The sequence below is a fragment of the Acidaminobacter sp. QWL-03 genome (genome assembly GCF_058683855.1).
The window spans coordinates 3,304,106-3,319,277 of sequence record NZ_CM178752.1; the positions used below are offsets into that span (position 1 = coordinate 3,304,106).

The window sequence follows — 15,172 nt, forward strand, 5'->3', positions numbered from 1 at the left end:
AAAATTTACACTAAGCTCTGGCACCAAATTCAAAGCTGTCCGCGTCACCAGTTTCGTTTTTGTCCGCGTCCCCAAACTCATACCGGTGCCTGTCACCCACTACAATTCTCGCGCAATTTAGGTTTACGGTTGGCCAAATTGTGGTATAGACTATTTATGTGAGGATGCTGTTCGAGGTCCTATGTACACCAGACAAAACACAGTCGCCACCCCAAATAAAATCCAACACAGAGGTGATCCCATGCCAATAGGCCATATCAACGATCTTGAAGGCAAGCCCATCATCAACCCTGAGGTTAAAGGCGCTGTCATGAAGGTTCCGGTTTCCAAAGAAGAAGGCTGGACGGACCATGTCATGCGCGTATTTGAGATTGAAGGCTATGGCTACACGCCGCGCCACACCCATCCTTGGCCGCACATCAACTATGTGCTTGAAGGCTCCGGAACCCTGTTCCTACACGACAAGGAAAACCCTATCGAGGCCGGCTCCTATGCCTACGTGCCAAGCGGTGAGCTCCACCAGTTCAAAAACCTGACGGACAAGCCGCTCAAGTTCATCTGTATTGTCCCTAATGAGGGCCATTACTAGACGCAGCACAGGGACGCCGCACTAGAAACTGCAGCGCCCGATCCGGCGATCCAAAACAACCAATCAAAACCCTTCGAGCTCCCACCAGAGCGCGAAGGGTTTCTACCTATAAAGGGGGTACCGCCATGGAACGGTATGGCATCATCGACCTCGGGTCCAACTCCGTGCGCATGAACATAGTCAACGTCTATAAGAACGGCTCCTACAGCCTGGTGGACCAGGCCAAGGTCATGGTCCGGCTCTCGGAGGGGTTAGCCGACGGCGGCACCCTCAAACCCGAGCCCATAGCCAGAACTCTGAACGCCATCAAGCTCTTCAACCAGCTCATCGACGCCTATGGGGTCACCAAAGTCGTTGCGGTCGCCACCGCCGCAGTCCGGCAGGCCTCCAATTCTTCCGACTTCCTGGGCGCGGCCCAGCGCGAGCACCAAATGACCTTCGAGGTCATCAGCGGTCACGACGAGGCCTACTACGACTACCTGGGCGTCGTCAATACCATTGACCTCAAGGATTTCCTCATGATCGACACCGGCGGCGGCAGCACCGAGCTGGCCTGGGTCGTCAACCGGGAAATCAGAGAATCCATCTCTTTGCCCTTCGGCAGCGTCATCCTGACAGAGCGCTACCTCAGCGACGCAAACCGCCTAAAAGGCCTTGAAAAAGCGGAAAAATTCATCCGAAAGGCCTACAAGGAGGTCCCATGGCTGAAGGAAGCCAAAGGTCTGCCTGTCGTTGGCCTGGGCGGCTCACTGCGCAGCGTGGCCAAAGTCCACCGGGGCAAGGACCCCCTTTCCACCGTCAGCCTGCACAATTACAGAATGCCCGGCAGCGACCTCGAAGCCTTACTTGCGGACATTGTCAAAACCCCGCCGGACAAAGTCGCCGACCTCCCCGGCATAGGCAAGGACCGCTCGGACATCATAGCCGGCGGCGTCCTGCCCCTGAAAGTCCTCGCGAATGTCTTGGCCCTGGAGTTGTTTGTCGTCAGCGGCAACGGCCTGCGGGAAGGCTTGTTTTTCAGCCGCTACTTCAAAGAAAAGAATTTGCCGATGGTCGTGCCCTCCGTCCTGGATCACAGCCTCGAAAACGTCCGCAAGCGCTTCAACGTCGACAATCCCCACACGGCACACGTGCGGAAACTGACCCTGCGCCTGTTTGACGCCCTGAGGCTTCTGGGGCCGTTCAGCGATGATGAACGAAAGCTCCTGGACGCCGCCAGTCATCTCCACGACATTGGGATGCACATTGAGTACTACAATCACCACAGGCATGGGTTTTACCTGGCGTTGAACGCAAGGCTTTGCGGCCTGACCAACGAGGAGATTGTCAAGGTCGCGTTTCTGGTAGGGCACCACCGGGAGTCCAAGCTGAAGGAGGACCTGGACCGGTACCGGGGTGTCATGGGCAAAGAGACCATGGACCGCCTCAGACGGCTGGCAGTACTGCTGCAGATCGCCGAGCGGATCGACCGGAGTGAGTCCCAGGTGGTGGACGACCTCGTGGTGACGCCGGGTAACGGCGAAGTGGTGATTCGGCTGGTGTCGGAGAAGGACACGGAGCTTGAGTGTGTGGCGACCATGCGTATTGCGGAGGATTTTGAGAAGGCTTATGGCCTGAAGATGCGGGTGGTGCGGGCGTGAAATCCTCAACATAATACAATAATGCAAAAAAGAGATTAAGCCGATGGTGTCCGTCCAAGACACCATCGGCTAAAATTTTTTGTAATCCTTAAATCAATTTGAGCAGCAGCTCCAGCCTGAGGCGAATGGAGGGGTCTTCGAGATCCACAGGCAGCAAGTCCTCAATTTCTTCCACGCGTTTTCTCACGGTGTTGATGTGGAGAAACATCTTTTTGGCGGTGTTGCTGAAGTTCATACGACACTCCAGATAAGCTTTGAGTGTCTCGATCAGCTGGCCGGAGTCATCCCTGGCGCGAAGCTTGTTGAGGTCGCGCATCATAATCTCGATTTCATCCCCTTGCACGTCGATCCATGCCAGAGCGCCTAACTGTGAGTACCTGAAATACGCGCAGTCCGGACTGATCAGCTTGCCCATATCCAGTGCTCTCAAGCACCTATGGTAGTTTCTGTCCAGCTCGTGAATGATGCCTGGCAGATCTGACACGCCAAACTCAAACACGCCGCCTTCCAAGTCCAGGACCAGGCGCTGGTTAAGCTTTTTGAGCTTGGCCTTCAACTCATTCAAATAACTGCCTTCTTCAAGGTGCTCTGTGTTTCCAAGGAGAAGGAGGCAGTGATGGTCATCCAGCAGAGCGGTCCTGCATTCTGAGCTGCTGAAGATGCCGCGAATGGAACTGCGGATCAACTCCCGGTTCTGATGCAGTGAAACCTCACTTTTGTTTTGCCGGATTACAACGGTGTAATAGGCAGCGTCCGGGTTGAGATTAAGTTCGGACGCATGAGAGCGGATCTCCTCCGGCCTGGTCAAATTTCCGGATACCAGGGCGTTGACGAAGCTTTCAAATCCAATGTCGCCAATACTTTGAGTCACAATAATCTGTTCATATAATTCCTGAAGCAGGAGGTAGCCGGTTCTGAGGGCAAATTGGTCGAAGTAGTCAATCAGACCGGTGGCTTCCAAAACTACAAAATAGGCTTTAATTTTGTTCTCCACTGTAATAGGGACAGTGATCCAGCTATAGGGCTTTTCATACTTTGGGTTAAAAACGCGATATCTCGCCATTTTTAAATTATCGCACAGAGTTTCCTTGCTGAAATCAAAGGAGGGATTCCAGAAATCCTCTGGTTTCATATCCTGGGAGATCGCCTTAAAGCGATCCGAGCTGTAAAAGGCTTTGTCATTGACCAGATTGTAGATCATGGTAGGGAAATCCATTTCGATTTCCATGGCGGTCAGAATCCGCTTAATTTTTCTGATGTGATAGGAAAGGTCAGAGAGGTTATTGAATTGAAGTTTTCCTATGTTGAACTGCTGGATATTTTTATTCATGACAATGACATTGAGCATATTCATGATTTCCATCCAGGGAACGCCTTTCGGGATGCTCAGCAGCGGCACGTCATAGTCGTTGCAGGCCTTGATCAAGTCTGCGGGGAACTCATCGAGATACCTGCCCAACTTGATGCCAACGCAAGAAATTCTCTGGAATGTTCCTGATTCAATGTGAGGTGGCAGCAAATCAGGCTTCTGTTTAAAGACGTAGCCTGATGAAATCAGGAATTCTCTGCCGCGTGTAAAGGCAAATCCATCCGGCGCGTCCAGTACGGCGACGCCTTGTATGTGTTTATGGACTCCTTTATGACCTGCGACAACCGTAAATTGGCTAAAGAAATCCTTTTCAAGAATTTCAGCGACAGAAATGCCCATGCATTCACCTTCCCGTTAATAACTATTAAAAAGAGTTATAAATATAGGTTTATTATAACGGTTTCTTATGCACCTTACAAATTGAATTCACAAATTTTGTTTAAAATTAGGAAATAAATGGTGATTTAGATGCCAAAATGGTCAATTTTGTGAAAATATTTTCTTTGTAAGACTGTTTTTGAGAAATTGTGTTTTTGTTTCACATTTCTTTTTCAAATCTAAATCTCTTTGCGATGTAAAGAAGGTTACAAAATGATAACTTAATATTCAGAAATTATAAATTATTTTATCAGGAGGTTTGAACACGAATTATTTGAAATGGACAGCGACCCGCTGATGTGGATTGCCACATGGAAGGCTGTCTCCCTCGTACTCGTCCAGGAACTCATCTTCGCGAAAAAATCTTATTAAACGGAGGTTAATTATGAAAGAAACATTGGTAATTGCAAATAACCCAATAATGTGGATTTTGGCTCTGATTATTATTGCGAACGTTGTTGTTCAATGCTTTATTTTCTATCGACTGGCAAACAAGCACGTGAAGGAAACATCCATTATAAGTCCAAAACAAGTTAAGGAAGCTTTTAAAATTGGTTTCATAGGAACCATTGGTCCGGCTTTTGCGGTCTTTGCCGTAGCGGTGGCTCTGATTGCGCAAATTGGTGGTCCTCTTACTTTAGCCAGGGTTGGAATCATAGGATCTGCTGCATTTGAAATGATTGCAGCTGGAATTGGCAGCGGCGGTACTGCAGGAACACCGGATTTTGCGCCTAAAATGCTCTCTGCAGCAGCTTGGGTTATGACATTAGGCGGCGCAGGATGGTTGATTGTTGTATTCTTTGCGACTAAACATATCGATAAGCTGCAAGCAACGGTCAAAAAAGCCAATCCACTCACAATTGCTTACATGTCTGTCTTTGCTCCTTTTATCATATTCTTTTCCCTGGCTTATAAAGAAGTCATCAATAAAGGTCTTTTGGCTAAAACAGTCACTATTGCGCCTTTAGCGGCCTTGATTGCTGGTGCCTTATCCGTTGTGGCTGTAAATATAATTGTCTCAAAAGACAGTTCTAAAAAATGGCTTAAAGATTGGGCAATGGGCTTCGCGGTTGTTGCAGCTATGGTCGTAGGCACCATCTTAAGATAAGGGGGCAAATAATATGACAAATAATAATCAAAATCCAAAGCAATTTCATAAAGACGTTCACTTTTGGGGTCAGCTTACCATTGCAGTCGCATTCCTTTGCACCTTGACGATTCCGCTCTATCTGACCTTTGTACTGGGCCATCGTCCAAACTCCGCGGACATCATCAGCGGCATGATCTCCATAGCGGGCTTTGTTGGAATCGTCTGGTTTGTTGAACCGATTTCATACTTCCCAACCTTAGGTCCGGCTGGAACCTATATGTCATTCCTTTCAGGCAACATTGGCAACATGCGTCTTCCTGTAATTGTTGGTACTCAAGAAGCGCTTGGACTTGCCCCAGGATCAGAAGAAGCAGAAGTTGCCGGCATATTTGCCCTCATTTCATCCACGTTCACCAACTTAACTGTTTTGGCAGTGGTTCTAGTCGCTGGCCAGGTTCTGATCAATGTCTTGCCCCCGGCAATCGTGGCTTCATTTAACTTTGCTTTGCCTGGCATTTTGGGCGCAATGCTCGTTATGATGGGTTCTAAGGTAAAAACGCCAAACTTGGTCGCATTAGTTGCCATTGGAACTGCGGCCATGGTAATCGTACGCTTTCTGCCAAAATTCTTGCCTGCTAATATCGCAACACCAATATCCCTTGCGGACACAGGCCTGATTGCAGTATTTGGTATTCTTTACTCCGTCTTGATGGCAAAGAAAGATCATGCCAAACAAACTGCAACACAAGCATAAAATTTAATGTTTCGAACCTGTAAGTTTAAAACTGGTTGATTGACTTAATAAAGACAATGACGTAAAAGCGCCGCGGGCTTCAGAAATGAAGCCTGCGGCCTTCATCTGAAGGAGGATCAAGATGTCAGACATGTTAAAGAAAGCTCAGGAAATCGAATCTTATGTCATTGATATGCGCCGTTACTTCCATGAAAATCCGGAGCTCAGCTGTCAGGAATTCAAGACCCAGGAAAAGATAATGCAAGAACTGGATGCTATGGGCATCTCTTATGAAAAAGCTGGAAGCACTTCTTTGATTGCAAAAATCAACGCCGGAAAAGGCAGCAAAACGGTCGCGCTGCGTGCGGACACAGACGCACTTCCGGTTATTGAACAATCCGGAGTACCATTTACATCGAAAAATCCAGGCGTCATGCACGCCTGCGGCCATGATGCCCATACAGCAATGCTGCTCGGCGCAGCGAAAATTCTCTCCGAAATGAAAGAAGAACTGCCGGGTGAAGTCAGACTTTTTTTCCAGGAAGGCGAAGAGTTATTTGCAGGTGCGAATAAAATTATCGCTGCTGGCGGTATGGAAGGCGTAGACGCGGTTTTCGGCATGCACGGCATGCCTGGCATGAAAACTGGGTACTATGATCTGACGCCAGGCTACAGAATGGCAGGCTGTGACACCATTTACATCAAGTTTGAAGGGATATCCGGCCATGGTTCAGCGCCGCACAAGGCCAAGGATACTATTCATCCTGCGTGTATGTTCGTTAATGACATTCAAGGGATTGTCACAAAAAATGTGGATCCATTAGAGTCCGTAGTCCTTTCTGTTGGCAAGTTCGTTGGCGGCACCAAGGCGAATATCGTAGCAAAATATACTGAACTGGACATTTCCATGCGTTACTTTGATCCAAAGGTCAGAGAAATTGTCCACGCGGGCATTCAGCGTCACGCAAAAGCGATTGCTGACATGTATGAGCTTCAGGTTGAGGTCAATATTGAGCCGAGCGCGGTTGCGCTGCGAAATGATGAAGTTGTGACCCAAATTGCAAGTGAAGCAGCTGAGAAAGTGTTCGGTTCGCAGCGTAATATCGAGACCAGGAAATTAATGGGCTCAGAGGACATGCCGTTTTACTTCCAGCACGCGCCGGGCGCCTTTGCACTTCTGGGTTACGAAAACGAAGCCAAAGACAGCATTTACTATCCTCATCATGAAAAATTCAAATTGGATGAAGACTACTTCAAATTTGGCACCGCCCTCCATGTGCAATTTGCCGTGGACTTCCTGAATAAATAAGATCACGGACGCAGTGCCCTGATCTCTTGAACCCCAAATAATAATTTCAGCAGCCTGCAGATTGAGTGATATAATCAATCTGCAGGCTCTTTTAAAATGGTTTGGATTTGATTCACCGAAAAAAGTTCGTTATTCGCATAGAAATGAGGGCTCAACATGAAAGCGCTTAAACCTTATATCCTGGCAGCAGCCCTCGTCGCCGCTGCCTCGCAGATAGGCATCAGTGTGCTGAACGCAGATTTTAGAATTTCTGCGGGCATCATTGTTTTCGTCTTGATCCTGAACTGGGATCAGCCTCTTAAGCCCATTCAGCTTGGGGTCGTCTCCGGCCTTTCGGTTTATGCCTTAAGACTCTTCATCTATGCGCTGACCTATGGGCGTATCCAAGAAGTTTGGGTCTCCTACCAGTTTGAAATTTTGTTCTATCTGTTTTACAGCATCATCTATCAGGTGCTTAGCCGATGGACAGCCAGCGACCAACTCAACCGCCTCGCCATAGTCCTGTTTATCAGCGACCTGGGCGCTAATCTGATCGAGATTTTCTCGAGAATCCTGGTCTCCGCCTCCCCTTATGATGCTGAGATTACCATAACTCTGTTTTTTGTCGCGCTGATTCGCTCGCTTCTGATCTGGATCGTGCTGAACGGTCTTCGTTATTACAAGATTCTGCTCCTTAAGGAAGAGCACGAGGTCAGATATGCCCGTCTGGTTTGGCTGACGGCACAGCTGAAGTCCGAGATGTACTGGATGGAAAAGAACATGGAAGAAATAGAGAAGGTCATGACTAATGCCTATACCCTGTTTGAGGATATCAAGTTCGACCAGAGACGCGAGGGCTGGGGCGAGCAGGCGGTCACCATTGCCCGGGACGTCCATGAAATCAAGAAGGAATACGAACTGGCGGTCAGGGGTATTAAAGAGCTGACAGCGGATGCGGTCGTGGTTGGGGGAATGTCGTTTAAGGATATCTGTAAAATTCTCTATGATTCCATGGAGCGGGAAATAAGGGGCTTGGCATGCCGGATTGAGTTGGAGTTTGAAACAGGTGAAAACTTCTATACGGTTAAGCATTATTTTCTGATGTCCATTTTGAGAAATTTAATGTTAAACAGCATTGATGCTGTTGAAGCGGACACAAAAGAAGGTAAAATAAAAATGCTCCATGAAGCGGATCGGGATCATCACTTTTTTATAGTTTCGGATACGGGTCCGGGCATTGAGCCGGAAGATTTAGCCCATATTTTTACGCCGGGATTTTCAACCAAGATCAATTATGCCACCGGCCATATCAATAGGGGCCTGGGACTCAGTGTGGTTCAGAACATAGTGGAAAAAGAGCTTTGCGGCACCATAGAGGCGGAGTCCTTCAAGGGCCAAGGGACGACTTTTCGAATTACCATTCCAAGGGTGGATTTGGAGGCGAATCAATGAGAATTTACATTGTGGAAGATGACAACAATGTCATGAAGCATCTGAGTCATATCATAATCGATTTTGATCTGGGGCAGGTCGTGGGAACGGCTAATGACGGCGCTCAGGCCTATGAAGAGATCCTGACGCTGAAGCCGGATTTGGTCCTTGTCGATTTGCTTATGCCTGGCAAGGACGGCATCACCTTGGTTCAAGAGGTGAAAAAAGTAAATGCTGGCGTCCAATTTGTCATGATCTCGCAGGTATCCTCCAAAGAAATGATAGGGAGAGCCTATCAGAGCGGCGTCGAGTATTACATTTCCAAGCCCATCAATGCACTTGAAACCCAGAGTGTCATTCAGAAGGTCAAGGAGAAGATCAACCTCAGCAGAACTTTGAGCCAGATTCAGAATATATTTGCCACCTCTTTGGAGCTGACTTCTGAGGTTGTAAGGGACAACAAGGAAGAGGAAATCAAAAGAATTTTTCAGAAGATTGGCATTGTCGGAGAAGCGGGGAGTCAGGACATCCTCAATATCGTTAAATATCTGCTCGATAACGGAAAGAGTATGACGGATTTTACGGTGAAGGAAATTTGCGGCAAATTTACAGATCAAACCAAGAGTATGGAACAGAGAATCAGACGGACAGCGACCATCGGCATGACAAATCTTGCGCACCTAGGGATTGAGGATTACATGAATGAGACCTTGAACGAATTCGCAAACAGCCTCTACAGCTATGAGCAAATCAAAGTCGAGATGGATTACATAAGAGGAAAGAGCAAGAAGCGCGGCAAAGTAAATATTGGAAAATTTATTGACGGGCTCTTGTCTTACTGCAGCGTCAAACTATGAATGTTTACTGTCCCGGCGGGTTGCACCGCGCGGGGCATTTTTTTATTGGTGGAAGAAGGGGTTGATAGGCGTTAGCCGCTGACACAAACTTCCACCTCGCAGTTTCTAACGGAAGTTACAAAAAAGTTAAACTAAATTATCTGACTATTACGAAACCGTTTGAAACTTTCTGAAGGTTGTCGTTTAACATTAATTTAACAGATGAGCAGTCGACATTAATAAAAAAATCTGATCAACCACGCAATATCTTATAACTTCGCAAGTGTTTGAAATGACAGTAAACAAAACGAAGAGGAGTGGGTAAAATGGAAATGATGAATTTTGTTGTCGATGCAGTGAATAAGGTTTTATGGGATTACATATTGATAGTGGCATTATTCGGAGTCGGAATTTACATGACAGTGCGGCTGCGATTCCCGCAGTTTACAAGACTGATCCCGGCACTAAAAAAAATGGTAACTGCAATCATTAAAAAAGAAAAAGCGGAGGAAGGCAAAATGTCGCCGTTCCAAGCGCTGGCGACTTCCGTTGCGGCTCAGGTCGGCACCGGCAACATAGTCGGCGTCGCGACGGCAATCGCAGCCGGTGGCCCGGGCGCTGCCTTCTGGATGTTGATTTCAGCCTTCTTTGGAATGGCGACAATCTTTAGTGAAGCCGTTCTCTCCCAGAAGTACCGTGAAGAGAAGAACGGAGAATTGGTCGGCGGACCGGCATATTATATTAAAAATGGCCTTAAATCAAAGCCTCTGGCCATGTTCTTCGCGGTTTCCTGCATCATTGCTTTGGGCATTGTAGGTGTCATGGTACAGTCGAACTCCGTAGCGGGCTCTGTCAGCAGTGCCTTTGGCGTCCCGGTATTTGCAGTCGCCGGCGTCCTGGCCGTCGTCGTCGCCCTAATCCTGATGGGCGGCATGGGCAGAATCGCTTCCTTCGCTGAAACCGTTGTGCCTGCCATGGCGGGTCTCTATATTCTTGGCAGCTTGCTGATTATCGTCTTCAACCTTGAGAATTTATTGCCGGTCATCAAAATGATTGTCCTTGGCGCCTTCGCGCCTCAGGCGATCGGTGGCGGCGTTCTGGGCATCACTGTACAGCAAACCGTTCGTTTTGGCTTGGCGCGCGGGCTCTTCTCCAATGAGGCTGGCATGGGCTCAACCCCTCACTCCCACGCGGTTGCGGACGCGAAGCATCCTGCGGAGCAAGGCTTCACCGCAATGATTGGCGTTTTCATCTCCACCTTCCTGATTTGTCTGTCTACGGTTATGGTCAACTTGGCTTCCGGCTCTTATAACGTTGGTATTTCAGCGGCGGAGATGACGGCTTCAGCAACCGTTATGACACAGCTGGGCTTTGCCTCAGGGTTCGGGATCTTTGGCGGCATGTTCCTTTCAACCTGCCTGTCCTTTTTCTCACTGACGACCATTGTAGGCTGGTATTTCTTCGCGGAGTCCAACGTCAAGCTGGTTTTCAACTCCAAGGCTCTGACATTGAATGTATTCAAGGCCGTGGTCATTGGAGCCTTAGTTACAGGGACACTCATTGACGCGACCTTTGTCTGGAAGCTGGCGGATCTGTTCATGGGCATCATGGCGCTTCCGAATATCATCGCCATACTCTTGATGTCCAGAGAAGTCATTGAAACTCTGAACCATTATGACAGTACTCAAGAAACGGCGGAAGCGCTGCCTAAGTTCGAGGCGGAAATGGCAGCATAAGATGAATTGACAACAGGCAGGGAATTGGTTCAATAGACCAATTTCCTGCCTGTTTAAGTTTTTGACTTTAATGCATTTCAAGGTTTCAAACACCCAAGAGGCACAACATAGACGCCGTCTTCTCTTTTATAGGCAAATTCTGTTGCGCTTAAAATCATTAAGAAGGATGGATTTCCCATTTTATCAGTGTCTATTCGATTTGCGAATTTTAAAAGATTTTCTGCGGCAAGGTCAAATTCATTCGCGCCCATTTTGACTTCAACGGCTGCCCAGCGGCCATCTCGAAGCACTAATACCGCATCTGATTCCAGACCTGTTTTATCTCTGAAATGATAGAGATTTCCACCTAATGCATCCGCATAGACACGCAAGTCTCTTATGCATAATGACTCAAACATGTATCCAAAAGTGTTAAAATCTTTCAGCAGCCTCTTGGCGGAGATACCCATAACAGCAATGGCTATGGAGGGGTCTGTGAAATGTCGCTTAGGTGAGGTTCTAAGCGGCGTTTTTGATCGCAGGGATGGATTCCAGGCAGGTAAGTCTTCCACAACAAAGATCCGAGATAAAGCGTTCATATAAGAGGATACAGTAGGAGCGGATATGCTTTCATCACTGCCCTCCATATCTTTTTTTAAAGTAGTTAAGGAAGCCTCTGTTGATAGATTTCTAGCAATGGAGCGCATTAACGCCCGAACTTTGTCTGGACTTTTTTCAACATTATCTACGCGGGAAATATCTTGATGAATAACTGCATCGACATAATCCTGTACCCTCCGTTCAGCTATCTCAGGATCGGAGCCGATTGAAGCAGGCCATCCGCCCCGGGCAATGAGAGTTGCAAGTTTTTCTATACTGACGGGATTGATTCCAGAGAGATCATTTGGATTCTCAAATAAATCTAATATTGAAATAGTTCCGTTCGAGTCTTTTGACTCATAAAGGCTCATGGTTCTCATGCGCAGACGTGAAATCCGACCTGTGCCAGTGTGAGAAGTCATATTATCTGCCGGAACGGCTGACCCAGTTAAAATAAATTGCCCGGTTTTGTCTCTTTGATCTACAGTAAATCTGACAGCGTCCCATAAAATGGGCGCTATTTGCCATTCGTCCAAGAGTCTTGGTGAATCTCCTTCAAGTAATAGGGATGGCTTAATGGAAGCGGCTTGTAAATGCGAAGCTTGTTTGTCAGGGTCTTGCATAAACAGTACACTTTTTGCTGCTTGTGATGCGGTGCGTGTTTTACCACACCATTTTGGACCTTCTATTAAAACAGCGCCAGAGGCTTGAAGTGCTTTTTTTAGCAGTTGATCTGCAATCCGAGGCAAGTATTCACCCATAAATGTCCCTCCAAAGGATTTGGCTTGGTTCAAGTATACACTATTTTATGTTTTGGCTCAATTTCATTTTATAATTTGGCGCATTTTCATTTTTTGTTTTGGCTCATTATAATTTTGTGATTTGGCTTGTTTTCGATTTGTGCTTTGGCTTGTTTTCATTTTATGATTTGGCGCAATCTGACTTTGCAATAGGACTTGTTATGTCTTCCTCGTTTAAATTGCAAATTTTGGGTATCAGTCTCTTATGAGCTACGTAAGCGCTCAAAACTGACATCCAAGTAAAGGGGAGGAGAGTCATGAAAAAAGTACTGGGGTTACTGCTGGTTTTACTGTTGCTTATGTCCCTCGCCACAGGCTGTACAGGCAAGGAAGAGCCGGCGCCGGAGCCTGAGAACACCACGCCGCTGGTCGTAGGCTATCAGGCCTTCAGCCAGAAATTCAGCCCGTTCTTTGCGACTACGGGTTATGACATGGAGGCAACGACGCTGACGCAAGTTCAATTGCTCACCACGGACCGCGTCGGCGGCATAATCTACAATGCCATTGAAGGCGAAACCGTCAACTATGAAGGTACTGAACATGAATACAAAGGGGTCGCAGATATCAACGTCGACTATGACGAAGCGGCAGACCTCACCACCTACTACATAAAAATCAGAGATGATGTCAAGTTCAGCGACGGCGAAGTCATGGACGCGGATGATATCATTTTCAGCCTCTATGTCCTTTCAGATCCGTCCTATACCGGCTCATCCACCGTCTATTCTTTCCCGATTCTTGGAATGGTCAATTACAGAGAGAACAACTCCAAGGCTGAAGAGCTGGCAGTCACCCCTGAAGAGCTCGCCGCCGCCATGGAGAATCCGACTGAAGAAATGAAAACGTTTATGTCTGGATTTGTCAGCGATGTGCTCACTTCGGAGCTGGATTGGGTCAAAGGCATTTATGGAGATCCAAATTACGAGAAGTATACTAAGGACTACCCGGTCGCGAAAGACCTGTTCGCGTTTTTCTATGGCATAGATGAAACCTATGATTCCACTGCAGTAGCGGATGAGGCAACGGTTGTGGCAGATGTAACCGCCCAATACGGCCCGGACTGGAAAACCCTTGGTGCTAACTACGGCGGCAGTGAGAGTTACTTCGCCGCGGATATTGAGAAAGAAGTCAGCGGCATGGTCCTCAAAGACAAGCTGGCCGCTTCGGATGGCACCGAGGTCCTTAATATTGAAGGCATCAAGAAACTCAGCCAGACAGAAGTGGAAGTCAAGTCGAAAGGCTTCGACGCCTCAGCAGTTTACAGCATTTGCGGCATCCAGGTCGCGCCGCTGCACTACTATGGCGACGTTGCCATGTACGACTATGACAACAACAAATTTGGATTTACCCGCGGCGACCTCTCCGGCGTAGATGCCAAGACCACTATGCCGATGGGCGCTGGTCCTTACAAATTCATAGAATATAAAGACAAGGTCGTCTATTACGAAGCGAATGAACACTACTATAAAGGCGCTCCAAAAACTAAATACCTCCAGTTAAAGGAAACGCTGGATGCTGAAATGATTGCCGGCGTAGGTACTGGTGTCATTGACGTCGCCAATCCATCCGGTACAAAGGCGAAATTTGAAGAACTCAAGTCATACAACAGCAACAAAGAGATCAATGGCGATAAGATTGTCGCCAATTCCGTCGACAACCTGGGTTACGGCTACATAGGGATCAACTCCAAGACGGTCAACGTCAAGGGAGAACCTGATTCCGAAGCCAGCAAAAACCTGAGAAAAGCCTTCGCGACCGTCTTCGCCGTCTATAGGGATGTCGCGATTGACAGCTATTACGGGGATGCAGCAGCCGTCATCAACTATCCAATTTCCAATACCTCCTGGGCAGCACCTCAAAAATCGGATCCTGGTTACGAGGTCGCTTATTCCAAGACTGTAGAAGGTCAGCCAATTTACACAGAGGGCATGGTAGCGGAAGACAAGTACACAAAAGCACTCAGTGCTGCCAAGGACTTCTTTAAGGCTGCAGGTTATGTGTATGATGAAGCGTCTGGCAAGTTCACCGCTGCGCCGGAAGGCGCAAAGATGGACTATGAAGTCATAGTCCCTGGCGACGGCACTGGCGAACACCCTGCCTTTGCGATTCTGACCGATACCAAGGCAGCCCTTGAAACGATTGGCATCACTCTGACCATCAATGACCCTGCGGACGCCAATCTTCTTTGGGATACCCTTGATGCCAACACCCACGAAATGTGGACGGCGGCGTGGGGATCTACCATCGATCCTGACATGTATCAGGTCTATTACAGCAAAAACGGCAAAGGTCTGGGCGGTACAGACAGCAATAGTTACAATATTGCGGACCCTGAACTGGATGAGCTGATCATAGCCGCCAGAAAGAGCCCGGATCAGGAATTCAGAAAAGCGACCTATAAACAATGTCTGGATCTCATCCTCGACTGGGGCGTTGAAATTCCGACGTATCAGCGCCAAAACCTCGTCATCTTCAGCCCGGAGCGCGTCAACATGGAGACCGTCACGCCGGATATCACGACTTACTGGGGTTGGATGAATGATCTGGAATTGCTTCAAATGAAATAATTAAACCACGGAGGAAAATGGTGACTTTTGCCATTTTCCTCCCTTAAAATTCATTTGAATTTACTTCATAATTTTCACTCAAAATGACAGCAATAAAAGGCTCCAATCAGACAGAATATAGAAGTGGGGGCTCGCG

The 15,172-nt window shown here is 47.7% G+C and carries 11 protein-coding genes; 9 read left to right on the plus strand and 2 right to left on the minus strand.

Annotated features, from left to right (window positions below):
* Positions 1–241 precede the first annotated feature (241 nt).
* Together AC4PHM_RS15265 and AC4PHM_RS15270 are read left to right on the plus strand one after the other, a co-directional pair.
* Positions 242–589: a cupin domain-containing protein gene (locus AC4PHM_RS15265; RefSeq protein WP_492018590.1), complete on the plus strand. Its 348-nt coding sequence runs from the start codon at positions 242–244 to the stop codon at positions 587–589.
* Positions 590–714: 125 nt separating this feature from the next.
* Positions 715–2,229, plus strand: coding sequence for a Ppx/GppA phosphatase family protein (locus AC4PHM_RS15270; protein WP_492018591.1), 1,515 nt, complete (start codon positions 715–717; stop codon positions 2,227–2,229).
* Between the two features lie 88 nt (positions 2,230–2,317).
* Here the strand turns inward: AC4PHM_RS15270 and AC4PHM_RS15275 are convergent, their stop codons facing one another.
* On the minus strand, positions 2,318–3,937 hold the full coding sequence (locus tag AC4PHM_RS15275; RefSeq protein WP_492018592.1) for a PucR family transcriptional regulator: 1,620 nt from the start codon (positions 3,935–3,937) through the stop codon (positions 2,318–2,320).
* 424 nt (positions 3,938–4,361) lie between these two features.
* On the opposite strand from AC4PHM_RS15275, the gene AC4PHM_RS15280 reads away from it, so the two are divergent.
* The 6 genes from AC4PHM_RS15280 to AC4PHM_RS15305 all read left to right on the plus strand — a co-directional run bounded on the left by AC4PHM_RS15280 (position 4,362) and on the right by AC4PHM_RS15305 (position 11,090).
* Entirely contained in the window at positions 4,362–5,084 is a 723-nt protein-coding gene (locus AC4PHM_RS15280) for a DUF5058 family protein (protein WP_492018593.1), read from the plus strand.
* Between the two features lie 13 nt (positions 5,085–5,097).
* Positions 5,098–5,820, plus strand: coding sequence for a hypothetical protein (locus tag AC4PHM_RS15285; protein WP_492018594.1), 723 nt, complete (start codon positions 5,098–5,100; stop codon positions 5,818–5,820).
* A 121-nt stretch (positions 5,821–5,941) separates the two neighbouring features.
* Positions 5,942–7,108: an amidohydrolase gene (locus AC4PHM_RS15290; protein ID WP_492018595.1), complete on the plus strand. Its 1,167-nt coding sequence runs from the start codon at positions 5,942–5,944 to the stop codon at positions 7,106–7,108.
* A gap of 156 nt (positions 7,109–7,264) precedes the next feature.
* Positions 7,265–8,539, plus strand: coding sequence for an ATP-binding protein (locus AC4PHM_RS15295; protein WP_492018596.1), 1,275 nt, complete (start codon positions 7,265–7,267; stop codon positions 8,537–8,539).
* On the plus strand, positions 8,536–9,375 hold the full coding sequence (locus AC4PHM_RS15300) for a DNA-binding domain-containing protein (protein WP_492018597.1): 840 nt from the start codon (positions 8,536–8,538) through the stop codon (positions 9,373–9,375). Before AC4PHM_RS15295 ends, AC4PHM_RS15300 begins: the two co-directional genes overlap by 4 nt.
* Before the next feature lie 305 nt (positions 9,376–9,680).
* Positions 9,681–11,090, plus strand: coding sequence for an alanine/glycine:cation symporter family protein (locus AC4PHM_RS15305; protein WP_492018598.1), 1,410 nt, complete (start codon positions 9,681–9,683; stop codon positions 11,088–11,090).
* 77 nt (positions 11,091–11,167) lie between these two features.
* On the opposite strand, the gene AC4PHM_RS15310 is transcribed toward AC4PHM_RS15305, so the two are convergent.
* A complete protein-coding gene (locus AC4PHM_RS15310; protein WP_291405971.1) occupies positions 11,168–12,430 on the minus strand; it encodes an ATP-binding protein in 1,263 nt (420 codons plus the stop codon).
* A 296-nt stretch (positions 12,431–12,726) separates the two neighbouring features.
* On the opposite strand from AC4PHM_RS15310, the gene AC4PHM_RS15315 reads away from it, so the two are divergent.
* Complete coding sequence (locus AC4PHM_RS15315; RefSeq protein ID WP_492018599.1) at positions 12,727–15,036, plus strand: ABC transporter substrate-binding protein; 2,310 nt, start codon at positions 12,727–12,729, stop codon at positions 15,034–15,036.
* The last annotated feature ends 136 nt before the right edge of the window (positions 15,037–15,172 follow it).

What these genes read in the sequence shown, in the direction of transcription:
- AC4PHM_RS15315 (WP_492018599.1), top strand. Translation starts at nt 12,727, where the DNA reads ATGAAAAAAGTACTGGGGTTACTGCTGGTTTTACTGTTGCTTATGTCC.
- AC4PHM_RS15275 (WP_492018592.1), bottom strand. Translation starts at nt 3,937, where the DNA reads ATGGGCATTTCTGTCGCTGAAATTCTTGAAAAGGATTTCTTTAGCCAA.
- AC4PHM_RS15310 (WP_291405971.1), bottom strand. Translation starts at nt 12,430, where the DNA reads ATGGGTGAATACTTGCCTCGGATTGCAGATCAACTGCTAAAAAAAGCA.
- AC4PHM_RS15305 (WP_492018598.1), top strand. Translation starts at nt 9,681, where the DNA reads ATGGAAATGATGAATTTTGTTGTCGATGCAGTGAATAAGGTTTTATGG.
- AC4PHM_RS15270 (WP_492018591.1), top strand. Translation starts at nt 715, where the DNA reads ATGGAACGGTATGGCATCATCGACCTCGGGTCCAACTCCGTGCGCATG.
- AC4PHM_RS15290 (WP_492018595.1), top strand. Translation starts at nt 5,942, where the DNA reads ATGTCAGACATGTTAAAGAAAGCTCAGGAAATCGAATCTTATGTCATT.
- AC4PHM_RS15295 (WP_492018596.1), top strand. Translation starts at nt 7,265, where the DNA reads ATGAAAGCGCTTAAACCTTATATCCTGGCAGCAGCCCTCGTCGCCGCT.
- AC4PHM_RS15300 (WP_492018597.1), top strand. Translation starts at nt 8,536, where the DNA reads ATGAGAATTTACATTGTGGAAGATGACAACAATGTCATGAAGCATCTG.
- AC4PHM_RS15265 (WP_492018590.1), top strand. Translation starts at nt 242, where the DNA reads ATGCCAATAGGCCATATCAACGATCTTGAAGGCAAGCCCATCATCAAC.
- AC4PHM_RS15285 (WP_492018594.1), top strand. Translation starts at nt 5,098, where the DNA reads ATGACAAATAATAATCAAAATCCAAAGCAATTTCATAAAGACGTTCAC.
- AC4PHM_RS15280 (WP_492018593.1), top strand. Translation starts at nt 4,362, where the DNA reads ATGAAAGAAACATTGGTAATTGCAAATAACCCAATAATGTGGATTTTG.